Annotated in this window: 19 protein-coding genes and 3 tRNA genes; 7 read left to right on the forward strand and 15 right to left on the reverse strand. The window is 39.1% G+C overall.

Going from position 1 to position 21,407, the window contains the following annotated elements; all coding sequences use genetic code 11:
* Positions 1–16: 16 nt before the first annotated feature.
* Complete coding sequence (gene rimO / locus I597_RS06940) at positions 17–1,369, forward strand: 30S ribosomal protein S12 methylthiotransferase RimO (RefSeq protein WP_035327787.1); 1,353 nt, start codon at positions 17–19, stop codon at positions 1,367–1,369.
* A gap of 115 nt (positions 1,370–1,484) precedes the next feature.
* Complete coding sequence (locus I597_RS06945) at positions 1,485–2,729, forward strand: hypothetical protein (RefSeq protein WP_035327790.1); 1,245 nt, start codon at positions 1,485–1,487, stop codon at positions 2,727–2,729.
* A 245-nt stretch (positions 2,730–2,974) separates the two neighbouring features.
* Here the strand turns inward: I597_RS06945 and I597_RS06950 are convergent, their stop codons facing one another.
* Positions 2,975–5,464, reverse strand: coding sequence for a M14 family metallopeptidase (locus tag I597_RS06950; RefSeq protein WP_035327793.1), 2,490 nt, complete (start codon positions 5,462–5,464; stop codon positions 2,975–2,977).
* Positions 5,465–5,585: 121 nt separating this feature from the next.
* Between I597_RS06950 and bshC the strand changes: the two genes are divergently transcribed.
* Positions 5,586–7,181: a bacillithiol biosynthesis cysteine-adding enzyme BshC gene (gene bshC, locus I597_RS06955; RefSeq protein WP_035327796.1), complete on the forward strand. Its 1,596-nt coding sequence runs from the start codon at positions 5,586–5,588 to the stop codon at positions 7,179–7,181.
* A 403-nt stretch (positions 7,182–7,584) separates the two neighbouring features.
* Here bshC and I597_RS06965 read toward each other — a convergent pair whose 3' ends face one another.
* Both I597_RS06965 and I597_RS06970 read right to left on the reverse strand, forming a co-directional pair.
* Complete coding sequence (locus I597_RS06965) at positions 7,585–8,106, reverse strand: hypothetical protein (protein WP_035327802.1); 522 nt, start codon at positions 8,104–8,106, stop codon at positions 7,585–7,587.
* 2 nt (positions 8,107–8,108) lie between these two features.
* Positions 8,109–8,564: a tRNA (cytidine(34)-2'-O)-methyltransferase gene (locus I597_RS06970; protein ID WP_035329062.1), complete on the reverse strand. Its 456-nt coding sequence runs from the start codon at positions 8,562–8,564 to the stop codon at positions 8,109–8,111.
* A 147-nt stretch (positions 8,565–8,711) separates the two neighbouring features.
* On the opposite strand from I597_RS06970, the gene I597_RS06975 reads away from it, so the two are divergent.
* Positions 8,712–9,860, forward strand: a complete 1,149-nt coding sequence (locus tag I597_RS06975) for a BamA/TamA family outer membrane protein (RefSeq protein ID WP_236626657.1) — start codon at positions 8,712–8,714, stop codon at positions 9,858–9,860.
* An 87-nt stretch (positions 9,861–9,947) separates the two neighbouring features.
* Positions 9,948–11,270, forward strand: coding sequence for a M24 family metallopeptidase (locus I597_RS06980; protein ID WP_035327808.1), 1,323 nt, complete (start codon positions 9,948–9,950; stop codon positions 11,268–11,270).
* A 4-nt stretch (positions 11,271–11,274) separates the two neighbouring features.
* Here the strand turns inward: I597_RS06980 and I597_RS06985 are convergent, their stop codons facing one another.
* The 9 genes from I597_RS06985 to I597_RS07025 form a co-directional block, all read right to left on the reverse strand.
* Positions 11,275–12,291 (reverse strand): glycosyltransferase family 2 protein, encoded by a 1,017-nt coding sequence (locus I597_RS06985; protein WP_052111953.1) that lies wholly within the window; start codon positions 12,289–12,291, stop codon positions 11,275–11,277.
* Positions 12,282–13,274: an NAD-dependent epimerase/dehydratase family protein gene (locus I597_RS06990; protein ID WP_035327814.1), complete on the reverse strand. Its 993-nt coding sequence runs from the start codon at positions 13,272–13,274 to the stop codon at positions 12,282–12,284. The genes I597_RS06985 and I597_RS06990 overlap by 10 nt, the downstream gene beginning before the upstream one ends.
* A 90-nt stretch (positions 13,275–13,364) precedes the next feature.
* Complete coding sequence (locus I597_RS06995) at positions 13,365–13,832, reverse strand: sterol desaturase family protein (RefSeq protein WP_035327817.1); 468 nt, start codon at positions 13,830–13,832, stop codon at positions 13,365–13,367.
* 17 nt (positions 13,833–13,849) lie between these two features.
* The gene (locus I597_RS07000) at positions 13,850–14,689 is read right to left on the reverse strand and encodes a phytoene/squalene synthase family protein (protein ID WP_035327820.1); all 840 of its coding nucleotides are present in this window, start codon (positions 14,687–14,689) and stop codon (positions 13,850–13,852) included.
* Positions 14,689–16,149 (reverse strand): phytoene desaturase family protein, encoded by a 1,461-nt coding sequence (locus I597_RS07005; protein WP_035327822.1) that lies wholly within the window; start codon positions 16,147–16,149, stop codon positions 14,689–14,691. Before I597_RS07005 ends, I597_RS07000 begins: the two co-directional genes overlap by 1 nt.
* Positions 16,142–17,071, reverse strand: a complete 930-nt coding sequence (locus I597_RS07010; protein ID WP_035327825.1) for a MerR family transcriptional regulator — start codon at positions 17,069–17,071, stop codon at positions 16,142–16,144. Before I597_RS07010 ends, I597_RS07005 begins: the two co-directional genes overlap by 8 nt.
* Positions 17,072–17,293: 222 nt before the next feature.
* A tRNA-Leu gene (locus I597_RS07015) sits at positions 17,294–17,376 on the reverse strand.
* Between the two features lie 144 nt (positions 17,377–17,520).
* Positions 17,521–17,593 (reverse strand) — tRNA-Lys (locus I597_RS07020).
* A 136-nt stretch (positions 17,594–17,729) separates the two neighbouring features.
* A tRNA-Lys gene (locus tag I597_RS07025) sits at positions 17,730–17,802 on the reverse strand.
* A gap of 120 nt (positions 17,803–17,922) precedes the next feature.
* Between I597_RS07025 and I597_RS07030 the strand changes: the two genes are divergently transcribed.
* A complete protein-coding gene (locus tag I597_RS07030; protein ID WP_035327831.1) occupies positions 17,923–18,444 on the forward strand; it encodes a shikimate kinase in 522 nt (173 codons plus the stop codon).
* On the opposite strand, the gene I597_RS07035 is transcribed toward I597_RS07030, so the two are convergent.
* Together I597_RS07035 and I597_RS07040 are read right to left on the reverse strand one after the other, a co-directional pair.
* Positions 18,436–18,939 carry a phosphoribosyltransferase family protein gene (locus I597_RS07035; protein ID WP_035327834.1) on the reverse strand — a complete coding sequence of 168 codons (504 nt, stop codon included), beginning with the start codon at positions 18,937–18,939 and terminating at the stop codon, positions 18,436–18,438. The genes I597_RS07030 and I597_RS07035 overlap by 9 nt on opposite strands.
* 41 nt (positions 18,940–18,980) lie before the next feature.
* Positions 18,981–19,376, reverse strand: a complete 396-nt coding sequence (locus tag I597_RS07040; protein ID WP_035327837.1) for an RNA-binding S4 domain-containing protein — start codon at positions 19,374–19,376, stop codon at positions 18,981–18,983.
* A gap of 89 nt (positions 19,377–19,465) precedes the next feature.
* Here I597_RS07040 and I597_RS07045 point away from each other — a divergent pair, with 89 nt between their 5' ends.
* On the forward strand, positions 19,466–20,533 hold the full coding sequence (locus I597_RS07045; RefSeq protein WP_035327841.1) for an FKBP-type peptidyl-prolyl cis-trans isomerase: 1,068 nt from the start codon (positions 19,466–19,468) through the stop codon (positions 20,531–20,533).
* 207 nt (positions 20,534–20,740) lie between these two features.
* Here I597_RS07045 and I597_RS07050 read toward each other — a convergent pair whose 3' ends face one another.
* The gene (locus tag I597_RS07050) at positions 20,741–21,370 is read right to left on the reverse strand and encodes an outer membrane beta-barrel protein (protein ID WP_035327842.1); all 630 of its coding nucleotides are present in this window, start codon (positions 21,368–21,370) and stop codon (positions 20,741–20,743) included.
* Between the last annotated feature and the right edge of the window lie 37 nt (positions 21,371–21,407).

The raw sequence follows: 21,407 nt of genomic DNA on the forward strand, positions 1-21,407 counted from the left end.
CCTTAAAAGGAAGGCTATGCGTACAAAATCATTGAAGAAGAATAAGATAAACGTAGTAACTCTAGGTTGCTCAAAAAACGTTTATGATAGTGAGGTCTTAATGGGCCAGCTTAAAGCAAATGAGATGGATGTTGCTCACGAAGAAGATGGTAACATTGTTGTGATTAACACCTGTGGATTTATAGACAATGCAAAAGAGGAGTCTGTAAACACCATTCTTGAGTACGTAAAGCAAAAGGAAGAAGGCGATGTAGACAAGGTATTTGTTACAGGATGTCTTTCTGAGCGATACAAGCCAGACCTTCAAAAGGAGATTCCAGATGTAGATCAGTATTTTGGAACAACAGAGCTACCAGGATTACTTAAAGCACTTGGAGCAGACTATAAGCACGAGCTTATAGGTGAGCGTATCACAACTACACCAAAAAACTACGCCTACCTAAAAATAGCCGAAGGCTGTGACCGCCCTTGTTCTTTCTGTGCAATTCCTTTAATGAGAGGTAAGCACAAGTCAAAATCTATTGAGCACCTCGTAGTAGAAGCAAAAAAACTTGCTGCAAACGGCGTGACAGAGTTAATCCTCATAGCACAAGATCTTACGTATTACGGTCTTGACTTATATAAAAAACGTAACCTAGCAGAGCTTCTTGAAAACCTTGTTCAAGTAGAAGGTATAGAATGGATTCGTCTACACTATGCATTTCCTTCTGGTTTCCCGGTAGATGTACTTGATGTGATGAAGCGTGAGCCTAAGGTGTGTAACTACCTTGATATTCCGTTGCAACACATTGCAGATCCTATTTTAAAATCTATGCGACGTGGTACAACAATGGCAAAAACAAATGCGTTGTTAGAACGCTTTCGCGAAAGCGTACCAGAGATGACCATAAGAACTACCCTTATTGTAGGATATCCTGGAGAAACCGAAGAAGATTTCCAAACGCTGAAGCAATGGGTAAAAGATCAACGTTTTGAACGTTTAGGATGTTTTACATACTCACACGAGGAAAATACACACGCATATAATCTAGAGGACGATGTGCCAGAGGATGTAAAAATGGATCGCGCAAACCAGATTATGGAGATCCAATCACAAATTTCTTGGGAGCTCAATCAGCAGAAAATAGGGAAGGAGTTTAAAATTGTTGTAGATCGTAAAGAAGGAAACTTCTTTATAGGTCGTACAGAATTTGACTCACCAGATGTAGATAACGAGGTCCTAGTTGATGCGACTAAGTTTTATTTAAAAACTGGAGACTACGCAATGGTAAAAGTAACAGAGGCAGAAGATTTTGATCTGTATGCAGAACCACTTGTAGCCTTAGAGCGACCACAAGCATTGCACGCAAAACGTGCTACCAAAAAATAAGAAGTAGTAAATTAATTTACAAAAAGCCTTTTGGAACAAATGTTTTGAAAGGCTTTTTTGTGTGTAAGAGTTTGTTTGCAAGGCTTACATTTGTAGCACTAAAAAAGCCTTTTTTATGCGTATTATTTGTCTAGTGTTTTTTGCTTTAATTATTATTACTTCTTGCAAGGAGTCTAATCAAACGGAAGTTGTACCGGTAGTAGAGCAGTCAGCTGTAGAAACGGCTACTGCCAATGCATCACTCACTGCGATACAACTACCTTCTACAGGGAAGTCTCATTTGCCTAGACTAAAGGCAAGTGGCGGTAAATTGCATATGACTTGGGTGGAGCAAGAAGGAGATACGGCAATTTTAAAATATGCTAGTTACGATAGTGCCAAGTGGAGCCAACCTAGAACCATTATATCTGGAGATAATTGGTTTGTAAACTGGGCAGATTTTCCAGCCCTAGGAGTAAATGGTGATTATGTGCTCACTAATATCTTAGAAAAATCTGCAGAGGGCACTTATGATTATAATATAAAGCTTCAATTGTCAAAAGGCGATGCGATTATTAAAGATGATTTCCTACTCAATACAGATGGCGTAGATGCAGAGCACGGTTTTGTATCTATACAAGCGTATGATGGAGGTTTTTATGCTACTTGGCTTGATGGTAGAAACACAAAAAACGAAGACAAGAGTAAAAACCAAATGACGCTCCGCAATGCCTACATAGATTTAGCGGGAAATATAACGCAAGAAACAGAGATAGATAGTCGCGTTTGTGACTGCTGTAATACAGCAACGGCTATTACAAATAATGGACCGGTTGCCGTCTACAGAGATCGCTCAGACACCACACCAGAGATACGAGATATGGCAATCGTGCGATGGGTAGATGGAGCGTGGTCAAAGCCTATGGTTATAGGTAATGATAATTGGGAACTTAACGGTTGCCCTGTAAACGGACCTGCAATAGCAACCAAAGAAGAAAATGTGGTGGTGAGCTGGTTTACTGCAGAGGGTGATGCTCCTAGAGTGCTCACGGCTTTTTCAAATGATAATGGAGCCTCTTTTGGAGGTGCAATCCGTATAGATAACGGAAACGCAATAGGTAGAGTAGATACAGATTTTATGAGTGATGGAAGCGCTCTCATCTCGTGGTTAGAACCAATGGGTGAGAACGTAGTGCTTCAAGTAGCCCGAGTGTATGTAGATGGCACACACGATGCCCCAGTGACAGTAACCAATACCTCTGCCGAACGACAAAGCGGCTTCCCACAACTAGAGGTTGTAGGCGATGTAGTATATGTCGCCTGGACAGATCTTAATGGTGACAACAGCGAGGTCAAGATGGTACGCTTTGAGATAAACTAGTCTAGCTTTCCCAATAACAAAACTTACCCACAACAGTGCCCCTCTTCCAAGAGGGAGTCAGGGAGATGTCCGCAGGAGTGAGTTAACTAGAATTTTCCATACAAACCCTATCCATCAAAATAACGCAACCTACCCATTACAGTGTCCCTCTTTCAAGAGGGAGTCAGGGAGATGTCCGCAAGAGTAAGTAAACAAAAAAATGCCCTGAAATACAGGGCATTTTTTCGTTTTAGTAAGTATTTAGTCTACAACCTAAACTTTCCATTATTAGTCAAGAAAATAGCATTGGTGAAGAATAACTTTCCATTATGCCAGAACGCTCTAAAAAGTGGGTCGTCTACCATATAGATAATGCTCCCGCGCCCCATACGTTCTTCTCCAAAAATAAGAGAGTTACTTAGTTTTCCTTTTGCCGTTTCTCCTGCAAATCCTGCTACATTCTCTACCTCTTCAGGTATCCACGCTACGTTATAACCGCGGTCCAGATATGAGTAGGAGTTGCTTCCTAGCTTTAAACTGTAGTACGTGTCTGGATAGCCAAAAGCCATAGGGTGTGTCGTATCTACTTTAGTCTTAAAGATAGAACCTGTGATAAAGTTTGTGGTACTTGCATTCTCACGATCTGCATATGGAGTTAGGTTTTCTTTCTTGTCACCTTTTTCGGTATCGCTGTTGCTGGTATTTCTTTTTATTGAAAATCCAGATTTTCCAGCAAGGCTTCCTACAGCGTTTGCTAGTGCAATCACTTTACCTCCACCACGCACAAAGTCTTTAACCTTATCAAGGTTACTTTCATTAAGTACGCTTCCGTACCAGCCGCTAGGCATCACCAGTACATCAAATTCATCAAGATTTACACGCCCTAGCTTATCTGCATTTATAGAAGTCACTGGGTACTGTAATGTCTGTTCAAAAAAGTACCACGTAGCTCCATAACTCAATGATGAGGTTGCATCTCCTTTAAGTAATGCAATCTTTGGCGGATTGATAAGCTTCACTTGTGATGACCCAAAGTCTGGTCCAGAGCTTGCAAATGATGTAGAAGTAGCGGTAAGGGTTCTGTTATGCTTTCGCGAAAGCGTACTTAACACCTCATTAAAATCTTCACGTCCCATATTATCACTTTTAGTAATAATTAAAGAACCGCGCTCGTAAGAAACTCCATTATTTACAAAGGGTTGCTCGCTAAAACGTACTCTAATGCCTTCCTTGAGAAGTCCTGCAAGAAACTGTGCATCATCAAGACTACTCCACTTCCCGATGTAGCCTGCTACATTTGTGCTAGTTACGGTTGTGTTTGTTTTAAAAGGGCTAGCAGCAGTTGCTTTTACTAGAGAGGTACTTGCCACGGCATTAAGACCGTAGGCGTGTGGTAAACTCCACGCGGTGATATCATAGGTGAGTGGCGTGCTTAGTTTTGCATCTGGCTCAAAGAGGGCTTTTACCATCTTTCCTTTTGGCTGGTCGGTACTTATCACCATTGCGGTGTCATAGCTCATACTGCCCTGAGCGTTTGAGGTGTAGTTAAAGCCTGTTGCCTTTCCGTTTGAGGCAAAGCCATAGCTTATCTCGTGCTTGTCCATTAGGTCGGCTAGTGCTTTGAGATTATCTACATTACCAGAAAGTACGTAGCTTTTATACTTGAGATTGTTGTTATTAAAGTATGCTTTAAACTCTGAGTTGAGTTTTGCAGCATTTTTTACAGAAATCTCTACGGTAGAGAGTCCTGTGGTTTTGTGATGTGCTACACGATCTACTAGTGTGAGTTCATAACCTCGGTCTGTATGAATACCTAAACCGGCACGACCGTGACCCGCCTGCTCATAGGTCATCCCTATTGCTCCCATAAAGGTAGGGTAGGTGTCACCGTAAGAAGGGTAGAGTAAGTCAAAACTCTCTCTTGTAAAAAACAGCCAACCTTCCTTATCAAAATAGCGCGCGTGATTTGCTCCTATCTGCGTTTGGAAATCTTCTTGCCAGTCTGTGATAATCTCGTGAAAAGGTTCTGCAGCCGGGGCAAAATAGTAAGGATTGTTTATGCCCTGCTCGTGAAAATCTACGTGCACGTGTGGCATCCACTTGTTATATACCTTTAATCGCTGTTGTGACTCTACTTGTGAAGCCCACGCCCAGTCGCGGTTAAGGTCAAAAAGGTAGTGATTAGGTCTTCCTCCTGGCCACGGCTCATCGTGCTCTGCAGCTACCTGTGCTGGGTCGTAAGGTGTAGACGCTACTTGGTTAAACCAGTTTGCATAGCGATCACGCCCATCTGGATTTACGCAAGGATCCATAATGATCACGGCATCTTTTAACCATTCTTTTTTTGACGTAATTAACTCATACAGTGTCACCATAGAAGCCTCTGTAGATGAAGCTTCATTACCGTGCACGTTATAAGAAAGCCAGACTATTGCCTTGTCTGCCGTACCAAAGTTGCCGGTGGCAATACCCGTTTGCTCAAGGTTTGCCTTGCGTATATTTTCTAGATTGCTATGGTTTGCGCTTGTGGTAATAACGGCATATGTAAGAGGTCTACGCTCGTTTGTTTTACCGTATTCTTGATAGGTGACTAGGTCACTATTTTCGGCTACGTGTTCAAAGTAGCGCACCACGTCTGCGTGTCGTGAGAACTGTGTTCCTATCTCATAACCCAGAAATTCTGATGGAGATTGTACTTGAGCGGTAAGTAATGTTGTGAGAAATAAGGCGACAAAAAAGCTGTAGATTCTGAGCATTTGGTTGGTTTTAGCAAAAGCTAAAGCTATAAAAAGAGCTCGCCGCAAATCAGCGTTTTAACGTTTTTTTGGGAAAACTCGCAATTTATCAGAATTATCTTTACTATCTAAACCATAATTTATGCCAACCGACTGTCTGCCGTATCGAGAAACGGGGTATTTTTCTAATCTTATCACAAACTATCTAGATCAAGAAGAAGCACTTAAGCCCTTTTATCACAGATTTCCCACAGCAGATAATCTTATCAAACAGGCAGCAGAGAAGGGAGCGAGTTTTAGCCCGCTTTCGCGAAAGCGTTTATATGATTCCCTCATCGCGCAATATAAAAATACAAACACCTCTGCCGAGACACAGCTCAACCTAGAGCATCTTGCCAGCGAAAATACCTTTACCATCACCACAGGGCACCAGCTCAATTTATTTACGGGGCCGCTTTACTTCTTATATAAAATCATTTCTGTCATTAACCTCTGCAAGGAGCTTAAAGAGAAAAATCCAGACCGCAATTATGTGCCTATTTACTGGATGGCGACAGAAGATCACGATTTTGACGAGATTAACTACTTCAATTTTCAAGGTAAAAAAGTACAGTGGAATCGTGAAGACGGTGGCGCCGTGGGCGAACTCTCAACCGATGGACTGGCTGAGGTACTAGCATTATTCAAAACACAGCTGGGGACTTCAAGAAATGCGGAGTACCTCTCAAAACTTTTTAGTGACGCCTACCTCAATCACGATAACCTGGCAGATGCAACGCGCTATCTGGGCAACGAGCTTTTTGGTGAGTATGGGCTTGTCATTGTAGATGGTAACGACGCGGGGCTTAAAGAATTATTTGCGCCTTATGTACAACGAGAATTGCTAGAGGGCGTGTCGCACGCAAAGGTGACACAGCAAACCGAGCAGCTCACTGCGCTAGGCTACCCAGAACAAGTGCACCCTCGTGAGATTAACTTGTTCTACATCACAAAAGGCATCCGTGAGCGTATTATCAAAGTGGATGATATGTATGTGGTAAATGATACAGATATCCGCTTTCGCGAAAATGAGATACTCGACGAGCTTGCTAAGCACCCAGAACGGTTCTCGCCTAACGCCTTGCTGAGACCACTTTTTCAAGAAGTGATTTTACCGAATCTCTGCTATGTAGGTGGAGGTGGAGAGCTGGCATACTGGTTCCAGCTCAAAACATATTTTGATGAAGTGGGAGTTCCATTTCCAGCGCTATTACTTCGTAACTCGGCACTAATACGTACAGAAAAGCAACGCAAAAAGGCCGAAAGTCTTGGCGTGTCGTTGCCAAATTTATTTCTAAAACAAAACGAACTTATCAACCGAAAGGTGCGTGCCATCTCAAATATAGAGATAGACTTTTCTGCACAACGCAGCTTCTTAAAAGAGCAGTTTAAAGCAATGCACTTACTAGCCGAAGAGACAGATGCTAGTTTTATAGGAGCCGTAAAAGCCCAAGAAATAAAACAACTCAAAGGTTTAGAAAACTTAGAGAGTAGATTGCTGCGCGCACAAAAGCGTAAACTAAGCGATCACGTACAACGCCTAGTAGATTTACAAAACGAAGTATTCCCAATGCAAAGCCTGCAAGAAAGAAATACCAACTTCTCACAGTTTTATCTAGAATTTGGCGAGCAACTCATCCCTGAGTTAGTAAATGCGCTGGAGCCGCTAGGCGGCGAGTTTACGGTGGTTACTTTGTAGGGGGGAGATGAGAGAAGAAGCTATCAAAAAATGCTATTTGAGATTTGGTGTTTTGAATTTCGTCTTTTCATTAATTATTTTACTTGTAGCCAGGGATATAATATTATTAGAGCGTTTTTTTACAATGATAGCTATAAACCTAGGTTACCATATGCTTTATTGGTTTTATGTCAAGTTGTATGATTTTTACATAAAATTGGAGGGTTCTTTTGAAAAAAGCTTTTGGTATTTTGGAATAAAATTTTTTATAGTTTTCGGCTTTGTTTCAAGTTTAATTATTGCATTTACGTTTGTCTATAATTTTTTTATAGTTAAAGATTATGCTACTCTAACTGCTATTTGTGTCCCAATAGGGCTTTTTCTTGGAGTCCTACTTGTGCAGATGAAACTAGAAAAATAATTTTTAATTTTTGATCTTTTTCCCGTTTACAAACTTGATGATCATTGGATTTCCATTATCATTTATGCAAAATTCTTCACCATCTTTCTTTCCGTCTGTATAAGGACATTTATATATTAAAGTAGTATCCTTATGTCTTGTGACTAAAGTCTTTTTAAAATTAGTGTCGTAATAAGTCCTTTCAGTGAATTTACCATCCTCATTAGTTGTATAGCGAATTCTTTCCTTTGGTGCTAGTGGATATTTCTTATAGTAGAAAACATTTTCAGCAAGTCTTCTATGACTTTTATTATAAAATAATTTCCATTCTAGAAGAACACCATTCTTATATATCTCTTCTGCAACAATATGACCATTTCCGTTTTTTCTAAGTTTTTGTGCAACACCAGTAAATAGCTCATCATTATAGCCTTGATATGCAAGATTGTTATCAAAATATATCTCTTTGACAGATAAAGTGTCTTGAGAGAATACATTTTGATAACCTACAATAAGTAGAAAAATAATTATTAAACGTAACTTCATATCTATAAATTCAACTGCCTAATCCCCTCATAAGCCACAATTCCCACGGAATTTGCGAGATTTAAACTTCTGATGTGCTCGCTAAATAATGGGATTTTATAAAGTTGGTCGGGGTGTTTTTCGGTGATTTCTTTTGGGAGGCCTTTAGATTCTTTTCCAAAGACGAGAAATAGGTCTTCTTCAAAAGGAATGTCATAATGTGATTTTGTGCCGTGACTTGAGAGAAAGGCCATTTTCGCGAAAGCGTTCTTCTCAAAAAAATCTTCTATACTATCATAATACTGTACGTCTAGATGCTGCCAGTAGTCAAGACCTGCGCGTTTAAGGCGGGTGTCGTCTATCTCAAAACCAAAGGGTTTTACAAGGTGCAACTTGCAGCCAGAACCGAGGGCAAGCCTACCTATGTTACCTGTGTTGTTTGGGATTTCTGGATTGATGAGTACAATATTGAGCATAATAGCTTGCTTGATGGGATGTATGGTGTATAAATGGTGTGAGATACTAATGTTATCACAAAAACTAAAGCTTGTCACGGGCTAAAACCGCCGTCTACAGTATCTTTACCCAAAAATAGCATTTTGAGAGTAAACTACTTCCCCCAAAAATTGATATATCTTATTGCCATCGTACTTTTTACGGTAGGTAATACACAGACGGCACAGGCACAGGATTTTGAAAAAATTAAAGAGTTTTTTACGTTTCACCCTAACCACAAGGCCGTTGCAAAAGATAGTACTTTATATGCATCTAAGTTTATAGCGGCACCAGTAATGAGCTACAGCCCGGAGACAAATTTTGCCTTTGGGACGGGTGCAAAATATCTATTTAAATTTAACGGTAGTGGGGAGGAGACGCGTGTGTCTAATATGCCTATCACGCTGCAGTACACGCTTAATAGTCAGTTTTTTGTTTATTCTGGATTTGAGATTTTTACAAACCAAGAGAAGTGGGTGATAGAAGGTAATATCCTTTTTCAAAATTACCCAAGACTGTTTTATGGTTTTGGCACAAACTCACCAGAAAGTGCAGAGGAGGAGTATAATTATTACCAGTTGCTAGTGGAGCCTATCTTTTTAAAACAGGCTTTTACACGTTACCTTTTTGTAGGTGCAGGTGTACGATTTAATCACATTTACTCGGTTGATATAGAAGAGGGCGGACTTATAGATCAAACTAGACCTACGGGTTATGATGGGTCTACATCACTAGGTGTTGAAGTAGCTGCACTGTATGATAACAGAAATAATGTGCTTAATGCTCAAAATGGGTGGTACCTCGAGACGACGAGAGGTCAATATTTTGAGGCGCTAGGAGGTACACATAATTTTGATTTGACACGTTTTGATTTAAGACATTATACAAAGCCATTTGCAGATAAAGATGATATTATTGCCTTCCAGATGGTGGGAAGATTTACGCGTGGTGACTTACCGTTTTCTGAGTTTTCTTTTCTTGGAGGTAGTGAGATTATGCGTGGTTATAGAGAAGGTCGTTATGTAGGTAGAGATTTGCTAGCAAGCCAGGTAGAATATAGAAAGACGTTTAAGAACTCTCGTTTTGGTGCTGTATTATTTGCTGGTGGAGGTGATATCTATAATGATGTGAGCGATTTTCAGTTTAAGAACTTAAAACCTACCTATGGAGGTGGTCTTCGTTTTATGATAGATAAGGAAGAGCGTCTCAATCTTCGTTTTGATGTAGGTTTTGGTAGAGGATCTAGTGAGTTTTACTTGGGGATTGCAGAGGCATTTTAATAGCTAGCAGCTAGTGTAATTTGCATCATTTTATTTTTAGAGATAGGAACAAAATTTCTATATTACTCTGAAAATAATCTAGATACGATGCTTAAACCTGTACTCTTTTTTCTTACCATTTTTTTAGTTTGTAGTTGTGCTCAACAACAAGAACCAGAAGTTGCCGTAAATCCAGAAACGTACTGGGGAGAAAATCCTTGGCCAGACATTAGAAAGAAGCGTATCAACCAGCTATTACCGCAAGCACTCAAAACTGCAGAGGTAGATTGCTGGATGACTATTTGTAGAGAAAATAATAATGATCCCATTGCAGATCACATAGGAGGAGAAAATGCTGGAGGCACCGCCGTATTTTTATTCTACAACGACACAACTGGTTTTCACTCTAAAGTGTTCTCACCTTCTGGAGAAGCAACTGCGCTAGATGATCTAGATATACACGAGGAGGTCGTGAGTGTAGAGCGAGGAACCTCTGCTATTGAGCAAGCTTCAGATTTTATCAAAACAAAAGATTTTAAAAGTATTGCCATAAACACATCTTCAAAAAATGTGATGGCAGACGGGCTTACGCATACACAGTATGAAGAAATTGCTACTGCCTTAGGTGACGAAACCTCAAAACTAGTATCCTCTGAGGAGGTTGTCTATGAGTGGTTATCTATAAAGCTACCAGAAGAAGTTGCCATCTTAAGGAAAGCAGCAAAGCTCACTGCCCAGTGGCAGATTGAAGTCTACGAGCAAGTAGTACCTGGCACATCTACAGATGCAGACATTGCAAAATATTTAAAACAAAGAATGACGGAGTATGGCGTGACAGATGGATGGGCACCTGCTCAAAATCCTAATGTAAATTCTGGGCCAGACCGTGGGCACTCGCACGCTACAGATAAAGTAATTATGCCTGGTGATGTGATACAAATAGATTTTGGCATCAAAGTATATGACAGGTGGGTGACAGATATACAGCGATTTGCCTATGTTTTAAATGAAGGAGAGAGCGAGGCTCCAGATGAGATTATGCACTACTGGGAAAGTTCTAAAGCTGGAAATAGGGCAGCACTCGCTGCGATGCAACCTGGGGTAAAAGGAGTAGATGTAGATAGAGCCCAGCGCGTACTTATGGAAAAAGCAGGGTCTGACTATGTGATGTGGAGCACGGGCCACCCAGTAGGCTATGTCGCTCACGATGTAGGACCTAACCTAGGAGGTTCTCAAGCATCACACGTGAGACCAGCCTCAGAAAAAGTGATCAAGGAAGGGATGACGTTTGCCTTTGACGGTTTTCACTCTTGGAAACTAGCAAACGGTGGTGTAAAAACAATGTCTGTAGAGGAGATGGCCGTAGTAACAGAAAATGGAGCAGAGTATCTTATCGCTCCACAAGAAGAACTTGTTATTATCTCAAATTAATTTTCTAAGCAAAAAACCAGTAATCTTTAACGGCTTTTTTACCCCAGGCATCGAGTAGTGCTTGTATTTCCTTCTTTCCATCCGGAGAGGAGACTACAATCATAATCTGCGCATTTTCTATAGACGGAACTTCTGTAAAAGATTGCATACGTACACCGTAAATGTCTTTACCTATTTGCTTCTCATTATTTGAAACCCAGTGAAAGGTGTCATTATACGATTGTAAAATTTTAGCCATATCCTTACCATTTCGGCCGGCACCCCAGAGTATGAGTGGTCGTTTTTTATCACGATCTATCTCATAGAAGAAACGCATTTTCATATCAAAATAGCGATTGTCTTTATACTCATCCCACGTGCGTGAGATACGGTTAGAGCGATCACGCCAGTGGTGAAGTATGGCATCTATGCCTATAACTTTGAGCCCGTGCTTATACATACGGAAACACAAATCATAATCTTCTGGATAGATAACAGGGTCAAAAGCACCTACGGCATCAAAATCATCTTTATGAATCATCCAGCAATGTGACGGGATAACACACTCTTTGTAAATCTGCTGGTAGTGTGTGCTTGTTTTCGCCACCTCATTAAGCCAGCGCTCATAGCGTAAAAAACCATCACCTACCTCGCCCTCATCTACAAAGTGCTCTGTACCTCCAGCAATCACGTGCCCTTTTCCATACTTATGCCACTCATCTACGAGAAGCTGAATTTTATAATCTGGCATTTTATCATCAGAGTCCATCCTGTTGAGCAGGGTCCCGCGCACTTCTCTGTATCCACATTGTAATGTGGGGATGAGTTTATAGCCATCACTGTCAAAAACACGAACGCGTGCATCTTGCTTTGCAAATGCCGCAAGAATCTCTGGAGTCTCATCTGTACTGTGATCATTTACAGCAATAAGTTCCCAGTTTTGATACGTCTGGTTTATAATTGAGTTTATACAATCGTGTAGATATGGAGCCGTGTCTTTTACGGCCATTATGATAGATACGAGGGGTTGATTTACTGCCACGATTTTGGAAGGTTTTTTGTGATTTCTATAGGGTCAAAAGTACCACTTTCTCTCGCGCCGTGTTGAGTCACCCATTTTGCGGTTTCTTGTAATCCTTGTGCAAGTGTTGTGGCTGGTTTTGGGCTAAAGATTTCTGTAAATTTTGAGTGGTCTGCATAGGCGTGTACTACTTCCTCGCGCTGTTCAAGGTGGTTGATAGTCACTTCTCTTTCCATAGCAACTCCTACTTCTTTAGCTAGATCATTTACCGTGTTTTCGGTGTCTGCGCCTATGTTAAAGATTTGGTTGTCCGCTTTCGCGAAAGCGTAACTAGCCGCAATATAAGGTGCCACATCATCTATGTAGGTAAAAGCACGGGTTTGATTTCCGTCGCCAAAGATGGTAAGCGGTTCGCCCTTTGATATCTGATTCATAAATATACCCACCACATTTCGATACTTATCTCCGATATTTTGCCCAGGCCCATACACATTGTGCGGGCGAAAGATAATATAGTCTAGCCCAAACATTTTATGTGCATTATCCAGATCCATCTCTATCGCATATTTTGCAATACCATAAGGGTCTTCGGGTTGTGGTTTTTGCAATTCTTTAAGTGGTAATTCTTGAGTTCCATACACCGCAATAGAGCTCGTAAAGATGAACTTCTTTATGTTATTATTAACAGCTGCATTAATGAGGTTGATGCTCCCAATGAGGTTATTCTCGTAGTTGAACTTACGTATAAAATGGCTCAACCCTTCGGCGGCATATGCGGCTAGATGGTAGATGTAATCTATATGATGTTGTGCAAATATTTCATTTATAAGTGTGGTGTCTGTAATGCTTCCTTCTATAAAAATCGCACCTTGAGGAACATTGCTTGTAAAGCCGCCAGAGAGGTCGTCAAGTATGATTACTTGGTGACGTAAAGCTAGTAAATGACGAGCAACGTGGCTTCCTATAAAGCCAGCGCCACCGGTAACTAATGAGGTTATTTGCATACTGCAAACTTAGGAAAAGGAATTGAGAGGTGTGTTGTTACGCTTTCGCGAAAGCGTAAAAAAACCACCTTTTACAGTGGTCTTTATATATTATCTCTTGCTTGCTCTCGCTTGCTTAAAATATTTTACTGGAGGAAATAGCATCCCGAAAGATTCTCCATCATCTTTGCCTAGGTGTTTGTGGTGCATTTTATGTGCTCTTCTTAATGCTTTACCGTACCATCCATTTGCATTGCGAAACAACTTAAATCGCTGATGAATAAAGATGTCGTGCACACCAAAGTAGGCAAGACCATAGGCAAAAATACCTAAGCCTATAGGTAAACCTATCCATACGCCTTCGTACTGCCACAATAGGAAACAGCCTATTGAAACTAACGCGTAAAAGATAAAGAAGAGGTCATTTTTTTCCCACCAAGAGTTGTGTTTTTTATGGTGGTGGTCTTGGTGTAAAGACCATAAAAAGCCGTGCATAACATATTTATGCGTTGCCCAGGCTAGAAATTCCATAATGACAAAAGTCATAACAAAAACGAAGATCCAAAGTAATGTTTGCATTTGTATAGGGGATTCTTTTAAATAAGGTTTAAACGATATTTTACATAGCTACGCGCAAGAAGACTTGCCTTTACGTAGTCTGGTACGCGCACTCTTGTGTTCCTAATTTCGGCAGAGGGAACGCGTTTAAGTTTTGTGAGTAATTTTCTATAATAACGGAAAGCGGTGTACACCCCAAACTTTGCTTCTATAGGCAGTCTATTTATGCCTGCTAGTCCTTTTGTAAAGTCTTCTTCTATCTCTTCGATAATACGCTGTTTAGAGGCTTCATCAAGATTTACAAGATTTGTATTAGGGAAGTAGGTGCGACTTAATCCTTCAAAATCTGCCTTGAGGTCACGTAAAAAGTTTACTTTTTGAAAGGCAGAACCTAAGCTCATAGCGCTGTCTCTAAGGCTTTCGTATTTTTCTTTATCTCCTTTTACAAACACGGTAAGACACATAAGGCCTACTACATCTGCGCTTCCGTAAATGTATTCCTTGTACTCTGCATCTGTGAGATAATCTAGTTTTGTGAGATCAAGGCGCATACTTTTCATAAACGATGCGATATGAGCAGGGTCTATATCATATTTATGCACGGTCTCTTGAAAGGCGTTGAGAATAGGGTTGAGGCTTATTTTATCTGTAAGCGCGTGCTCAAGATCTTCTTCAAAACGCTTGAATAGCGTAGGCTTGTCATAGTCGTGAAAAGAATCTACAATCTCATCTGCAAATCTTACAAAACCATAAATGTTATAAATGTCCTGACGTATACAGGGTGCAAGCATTTTAGTCGCGCTTGCAAATGAGGTGCTATATGATTGAGTTACAACCTTTGCACAGCTTCTCGATACGGTGTCAAATAGAGATTTCATTATTTAATTGATTTGCTTATTAATTGTGATACAAGCTTACCAGATATGAGGGCTGGAGGTACGCCAGGTCCTGGAACCGTTAACTGTCCAGTAAAATACAAATTTTTAACTTTCTTACTCCTTAAATTAGGTCTAAGAAAAGCTGTTTGTTTCAAAGTATTTGCCATTCCATAGGCATTTCCTTTATAGCTGTTATACTCACTTACAAAGTCATCTACACAAAAAGACTTCTTAAATATAATATGATTTCTGAAATTTTGACCAGATAATCGCTCTAGTCTTTCCATTATAATATCAAAATATTGATCACGTAGTGCCTGCGTATCTTCTACTCCAGGAGCTATAGGGATTAAGAAAAACCCATTTTCTTTACCTTCTGGCGCCATTGTCTCATCTGATACCGATGGGAAATTTGCATAAAATAAAGGCTCTTCTGGCCAAGCAAGATCGTCATAAATGGTTCTTGCGTGCTGGTCAAAATCTGTATCAAAGAACAAGTTGTGATGAGCTACGTTATCAAACTTTTTATCAAAACCTACATAAAAGAGTAGTGATGACGGCGCAAATACACGGCTGTCCCAGTACTTCTCTGTGTATTGTCTATACGGTGGATCTAGCAAAGTCTCACTGTGATGATAGTCTGCTCCACTTACGACATAATCTGCAGTAATGGTTTCCCCATTAGCTACAATTCCTTGTACTTTTCCTTGATCTACCAGAATTTTACTGGCACCAGCGCTTGTATGAGTTTTTACTCCTAGTGAGTGCGCAAGCTTAATCATTCCTTTGATGACCTCGTGCATACCACCTTTAGGATGCCAAGTCCCTAAGCCAAAATCTGCATAGTTCATAAAACGATAGAATGCAGGTGTGTTGTTAGGTTTAGCTCCGAGAAACAATACCGGGAATTCTAAAATAGAAACCAGCTTCTCATTTTTAAAAGACTTGCGCACATCATCACTTATAGTTTTAAAAAACTGATTTACGCGTACCGCCGTTTCTGGAGTTACAAGTTCAAAAGGAGAAAGGCCTGGCTTGTTTACTACATCATTAATAGCAATGTCATAGTTGACTCCAGCATTTTTTATAAACTTTTTGAGTTGAGGAGAGCTTCCTGGCTCTATACGCTCAAACTCTGTAGCTATTTTATCTAGCGTATCACCTATGGTTACAACTTCATCTTTAAACCACACGTAATAAGCAGGGTCCAGCTTTTCTAACTGGTAAAAGTCTGAAACCTTCTTATTAAAATCTCCAAAAAACTTTTCAAAGATGTCTGGCATCCAGTACCAGCTAGGGCCCATATCAAATGTAAAGCCTTCTTCTTTAAGTTGTCTGGCACGACCACCTAGGGTTTGATTTTTTTCATAAAGGTGCACCTCGTTACCAGCTTGAGCAAGATAACACGCAGCAGATAAGGATGAAAATCCAGATCCTATAATCACAATCTTTTTAGGCATATGTAGCAGACTTGTTTTTTACAACATTTACAAATTCTCTTATACTCATCATTATATGCACATTTTTAGGAAGGCTAAGCTCGTCTATTTTACTAGTCATAGCTCCTAAAACATATAAATTTAGTTTCTGGTTACCAAAAAGCTCATTAAACTCATCAAAATATGCAGGTATATCTTCAGCCAGAGGCTGTACAGTAAAATACGTTGCAAATGATAGGTTAGGATGATTTGAAGAAAGGTACTTTAAGTTTGATAACATTATGCTCTGCCCTAAGTAAATCACCTTGTAGCCATTTGCAACAAGTTCATAATTTAAAAAGAGTAGACCTAGCTCGTGTATCTCGTTTTCTGGTAAGAAAAGTGCAAATGTTTTATCCTTGAGAGGCGGCACATTAATTTGTGTCTTTTCAATATTTATAAGAATCTTTTGCTTAATAAGGTTAAAGATAAAATGCTCGTGAGATGGGTTTATCGTATCCGTTTGCCATAATAACCCTATCTCTTGTAGTAAGGGTATAAACGTCTCATAAAAAATGGTGACAAATGGCTTATCTTCATTAAGAGCATTATATGTCTTGTGAAATAAGTTTTGATCAAAATTCATCATTGCTATCTTAAATGAATTGATAGCGTGATTTTCATTTGCGGCACTGGTTTCGGTTACTAGCTCTGCCACGAGCGCTGCAATTTCCTTTGTGGAGTGCTTTGCTATTTTAGAAATCTTGAATTTATTCTCTGTAAGAAATACAACATTAAGAAGCTTTTGCAAGTCGCTTAAGGCATACGTTCTAATATTTGTAGAAGTACGCTGTGGCTCAAGAAGACCATACCTTTTCTCCCAGATACGTATGGTATGGGCTTTTATACCACTTAAACTCTCTAAGTCTTTAATGCTAAATTTTGTCTTTACGGCATTTTTCATACTACACTTATTTCTTGTAAAAATAGCGAATTTACTTATTTTGTTTAATCAATTAGTGTTAAGTTTTAAACAAAATATTAAATATGCGATAATTTCTTATGATGTAAGTGTGTAAAAGTTATTTTCGTGATGCTTAAAGTATAGGTGTTTTGGGTTCTATTTGTATAGTTAAGAGTACTTGTATAAAAAAAAGAGCTAACCTTACGATTAACTCTTGTATTGTACCCGGGATGGGACTTGAACCCACACGCAACTAGTGCACACGGCCCTCAACCGTGCCTGTCTACCAATTTCAGCACCCGGGTAGAAAAGCGGCATTTTATCAATGCGGGTGCAAATATAAAAGCTTCTTATGAAACTTGTGTATTAATCCACAGATATTTTAAGGTAGGATAAAACTGTTCTATAAAAAAACCTCTATCGTTAGATAGAGGTTTATGCTTTTAAAGTGACCTGGCTGGGGCTCGAACCCAGGACCCTCTCCTTAAAAGGGAGATGCTCTACCAACTGAGCTACCAGGTCGTTATTTTAACGGGGTGCAAATATAAAATCTTCTTTTGAGATTTTGGGCTTATTATGTAATTATTTTAAGAACGTTTTTTTAGCGGTGACACATAAAAAAAACCTCTATCGTTAGACAGAGGTTTGCACTTATAAGTGACCTGGCTGGGGCTCGAACCCAGGACCCTCTCCTTAAAAGGGAGATGCTCTACCAACTGAGCTACCAGGTCATTGCCTTAATGCGGGTGCAAATATACAGTTAATTAATTCTTACTGCCAAGTGTTTTAATTAAAATTTTCAATCTTTTTTTTAGATTAATATATACTTTTGTTTCTCAACAAGTTCGCTTATGAAAATATATCTAGTAGGTTATATGGGGTCTGGAAAATCAACCATAGGACCGCTACTTGCCGAAGTGCTTTCTTATAAATTTATAGATTTTGATACCTACATTACTCAAAAAGAGGGGATGAGTATCTCTGAGATTTTTAAAAATAAGGGAGAAATATATTTTAGAAAAGCAGAGTCTAGTTACTTACAACAACTTTTAGAAGAAGAATCTGAGCAGGTCGTTGTTGCATTAGGAGGAGGTACCCCTTGTTATGGTACAAATCTCCAGTTGTTAAAGGATAGTGATGCGCAAACGGTATATCTTAATTGGCACTTTAAAACACTTGCTCAACGTTTATGGTCTGCAAAAGAAGAGCGCCCTCTCATCGCTAGTATGCAATCTTATGAAGATCTAGAAGATTATGTTAGAAAGCACTTATTTGAAAGAGGTTTTTATTACAACCAGTCAGATCTAGTTCTAAAAATAGAAGATCAAAGTCCTAAAGACGTTTTAGATAGTATACAGGAGTCTTTATTCTAATACAGCAGTATCATTACCTTTTCTAAAAGTTACTTTTACAGACTCATTGAGAGAAGTACTTAAAGAAATACCTTTAAAGTCTGCTTTAACAGGGTATTTTTTGTGGTTTCTATTTACAAGTACTGCGGTTTTAAATCTCTTGAGCGGTACATCAAGAAAATGCTTTACACCGTATACTAGCGTTGTACCAGAGTTTAGTACATCATCTATAAGTATCACAGATTTATCTTTATATTCCTCTGGTGACATACTGGTTTCTACAGTGCCTAAAGGTTTTTTCTTATTCATAGATACTTTACAAAGCTTGGTTTGTAAAGGTGAGATTTCAGAAAGTACTTTGGCTAGACGTTCTGCAAATTTGTAGCCATTATCTGCTATACCTGCAAGTATGATCTCTTCTTCATTTGCATTACTCTCGTAAATCTGAAACGCTATACGTTTTGTTTTATGCTGTATAGCTGTGTGATCTAGTATTTTTTCCAACTTAACTTTCATACTTGAAATTGCTTATGGTATAAAGATATTTAATATCCTGCTTATTCCTCTTCGTCACTACTAAAAAAGGAATCATTATTATATATATCATCTATATCTCTACGATCTTTTTTAGTAGGTCTACCAGACCCCTTCTTGCGGTAATAGTCTTTTGAATATTTGAGAAGTTCTAATTTTTCTAGATTTTCTTTTGGAGTATGATCTTGTACATACATTCCTACTAGTTTTGCCCCCAGTCTACTTTCTGGTAGGTCTAGAACTTCAAGAATATAGGTGACTTGATTTTTTCGCACAGAGATCTTGTCTGTAGGATACACATCTCGCGATGGTTTTACAGAAGCTCCATTCATTTTTACCTGCCCTTTTTTACAGGCAGCCGTGGCTATAGATCGCGTCTTAAAGTAACGCACACACCATAAATATTTGTCTACTCGCATATAAAAAGCCCTAAAACAGCGTTAATAACTGTAAAGTAATGTGCAAAAATACATCAAAATTGTATCTTGCGCTCCTTAAAATAATATTGATGAAATTAAGAAATTACCTTGGTTTAGTGCTGGTTTTACTAGTTTGTGTAGCTTGTCCTAATAATGATGATGACCTTATAGAGGTTCCCGTAAGAGACCGTGGCGAGCAGTCTATAGAAGATGATGAGTTGCTAGTAGAGTACCTTTCTACTCACTTTTACAATTATGAAGAGTTTGAAAATCCACCTGCAGATTTTGATTATAAAATAGTTTTTGACACTATAGCTGGTGATAATAGTGATAAAACACCATTAATAAACAGACCAGAGCTTAAGAAAAAGCAATATAATAGATTTGATACAGATAACTCACTATATATCTTACAAGTAAGAGAGGGTAGTGGAGTAGAGCCTGTAGCAACTTTTACAGATTCTACCTTAATAGCATATGAGGGTTTCAATCTTTACGGAGAAACTTTTGACGCTACTGTTAACCCTATCTGGCTTAACCTTCCTACCACTATCGACGGTTTTGCAAACGGGTTAGGAACTTCTGTAAATTTATTAAGTACAGTTTCAGAAGATAATAATGTAGGTTTTGGAGGAGCTTCAGGCTTTACAGTAGAGCCAGATGGAACTACTTCTTTTAACCAAGATTATGGAATAGGAGCTGTGTTTGTGCCTTCTGGTCTTGCTTACTTTAATCAGCCTCCGGCAGATATTAGTTTATACGGATCTATAGTGTTTACTTTTTCTGTGTTTGATGTTGTAATTACAGATCACGACGGTGATGGTATTATTACTATAAATGAAGATATAGATAATAATGGATTCCTTTTTGACGAAGCAGATAATCCAGATGGTGACGCCGTACCAGCCTTTAGAGATCCTAATGATGATAATGATGGAGTACTAACTAGGCTTGAAATAGTACTAGACGAAGACGGAAATTTTGTGAGCCTACTAGACACAGATGGAGATGGTATAAATAATCACTTAGACACAGATGATGATGGCGATGGAAGACCTACAATAGACGAAATTATTGTAAATACTCTTACGGGTGAAATCACTTACACAGATACAGATGGAGACGGTACACCAGATTATCTAGACTCAGATAGCTAGTAGACGGTATACCGCTTTCGCGAAAGCGTAATAAAAACCCACATTGTACATCACAATGTGGGTTTTTTAGTTAGATTAAATTTATCACATCCATTTTCGGTGAGACGCTACGGCTAAATTAATTATAGAAAATAGTACAATGGTCATTCTTTAAAAAGCAAAAAACACCCCAGATGAGGTGTTTTATAACAGTTTTTGAAGCGTGTTTTAATTCTTCTTATCAAAAGCGTATGAGAGACTTAAAATCCATTGTGAAGGTCTCGCATCTACTTGAAAACCTGCGCTATTATCTTCAACCTGGGTCTCTGTGATTATGGTGTTGTCTGTAAAGGCTCCTTCGTATCTTAGGTCTATACCTAGCTGGCCTAGGGTAACACCCACGCCTAGTTGATAACCTACTGTAAAAGAGTTTTCTGGATCTTCAAAATCTATGTCTGCCTCTTCAAACCCATTTTCAAGAATATACTGAAAAGATGGCCCCGCTTTTACATTAATAGGACCTATAATATCAAAACCTACAAGAAGGGGAATATCTATTTTTGATAACTCATAATCAAATTTTTCTGAAGATAAGCTCTTGTTCACATACTCGGTGTTGAGCTGTGTGTACAAAATTTCTGGTTGTATAATAAGGCCAGCAAACTTTGCTTTGTAAAAAATACCAGCGTGGTAACCTGTTTTATTTTCTTCATTAAAAGTACTGTTTGCAAATTCTGAGGTAAACTCTAGATCACCTACAGACCCATAGTTAAGTCCTCCTTTTATACCAAAACCTGTACTCTGGCTTAATGCTGTAATACCTGATAAAAGTAGTACGGCGACAATGATTTTTTTCATAATGGATGTTTTATTGATTAATGTAGAGACAATTAAA

Source organism: Dokdonia donghaensis DSW-1, assembly GCF_001653755.1.
GTDB classification, from domain to species: domain Bacteria; phylum Bacteroidota; class Bacteroidia; order Flavobacteriales; family Flavobacteriaceae; genus Dokdonia; species Dokdonia donghaensis.

Bases quoted from the DNA above. Each gene is read 5' to 3' on its own strand.
- rimO (WP_035327787.1), top strand. From the start codon at position 17: ATGCGTACAAAATCATTGAAGAAGAATAAGATAAACGTAGTAACTCTA.
- I597_RS06945 (WP_035327790.1), top strand. From the start codon at position 1,485: ATGCGTATTATTTGTCTAGTGTTTTTTGCTTTAATTATTATTACTTCT.
- I597_RS06950 (WP_035327793.1), bottom strand. From the start codon at position 5,464: ATGCTCAGAATCTACAGCTTTTTTGTCGCCTTATTTCTCACAACATTA.
- bshC (WP_035327796.1), top strand. From the start codon at position 5,586: ATGCCAACCGACTGTCTGCCGTATCGAGAAACGGGGTATTTTTCTAAT.
- I597_RS06965 (WP_035327802.1), bottom strand. From the start codon at position 8,106: ATGAAGTTACGTTTAATAATTATTTTTCTACTTATTGTAGGTTATCAA.
- I597_RS06980 (WP_035327808.1), top strand. From the start codon at position 9,948: ATGCTTAAACCTGTACTCTTTTTTCTTACCATTTTTTTAGTTTGTAGT.
- I597_RS06990 (WP_035327814.1), bottom strand. From the start codon at position 13,274: ATGCAAATAACCTCATTAGTTACCGGTGGCGCTGGCTTTATAGGAAGC.
- I597_RS06995 (WP_035327817.1), bottom strand. From the start codon at position 13,832: ATGCAAACATTACTTTGGATCTTCGTTTTTGTTATGACTTTTGTCATT.
- I597_RS07000 (WP_035327820.1), bottom strand. From the start codon at position 14,689: ATGAAATCTCTATTTGACACCGTATCGAGAAGCTGTGCAAAGGTTGTA.
- I597_RS07005 (WP_035327822.1), bottom strand. From the start codon at position 16,149: ATGCCTAAAAAGATTGTGATTATAGGATCTGGATTTTCATCCTTATCT.
- I597_RS07010 (WP_035327825.1), bottom strand. From the start codon at position 17,071: ATGAAAAATGCCGTAAAGACAAAATTTAGCATTAAAGACTTAGAGAGT.
- I597_RS07030 (WP_035327831.1), top strand. From the start codon at position 17,923: ATGAAAATATATCTAGTAGGTTATATGGGGTCTGGAAAATCAACCATA.
- I597_RS07035 (WP_035327834.1), bottom strand. From the start codon at position 18,939: ATGAAAGTTAAGTTGGAAAAAATACTAGATCACACAGCTATACAGCAT.
- I597_RS07040 (WP_035327837.1), bottom strand. From the start codon at position 19,376: ATGCGAGTAGACAAATATTTATGGTGTGTGCGTTACTTTAAGACGCGA.
- I597_RS07045 (WP_035327841.1), top strand. From the start codon at position 19,466: ATGAAATTAAGAAATTACCTTGGTTTAGTGCTGGTTTTACTAGTTTGT.
- I597_RS07050 (WP_035327842.1), bottom strand. From the start codon at position 21,370: ATGAAAAAAATCATTGTCGCCGTACTACTTTTATCAGGTATTACAGCA.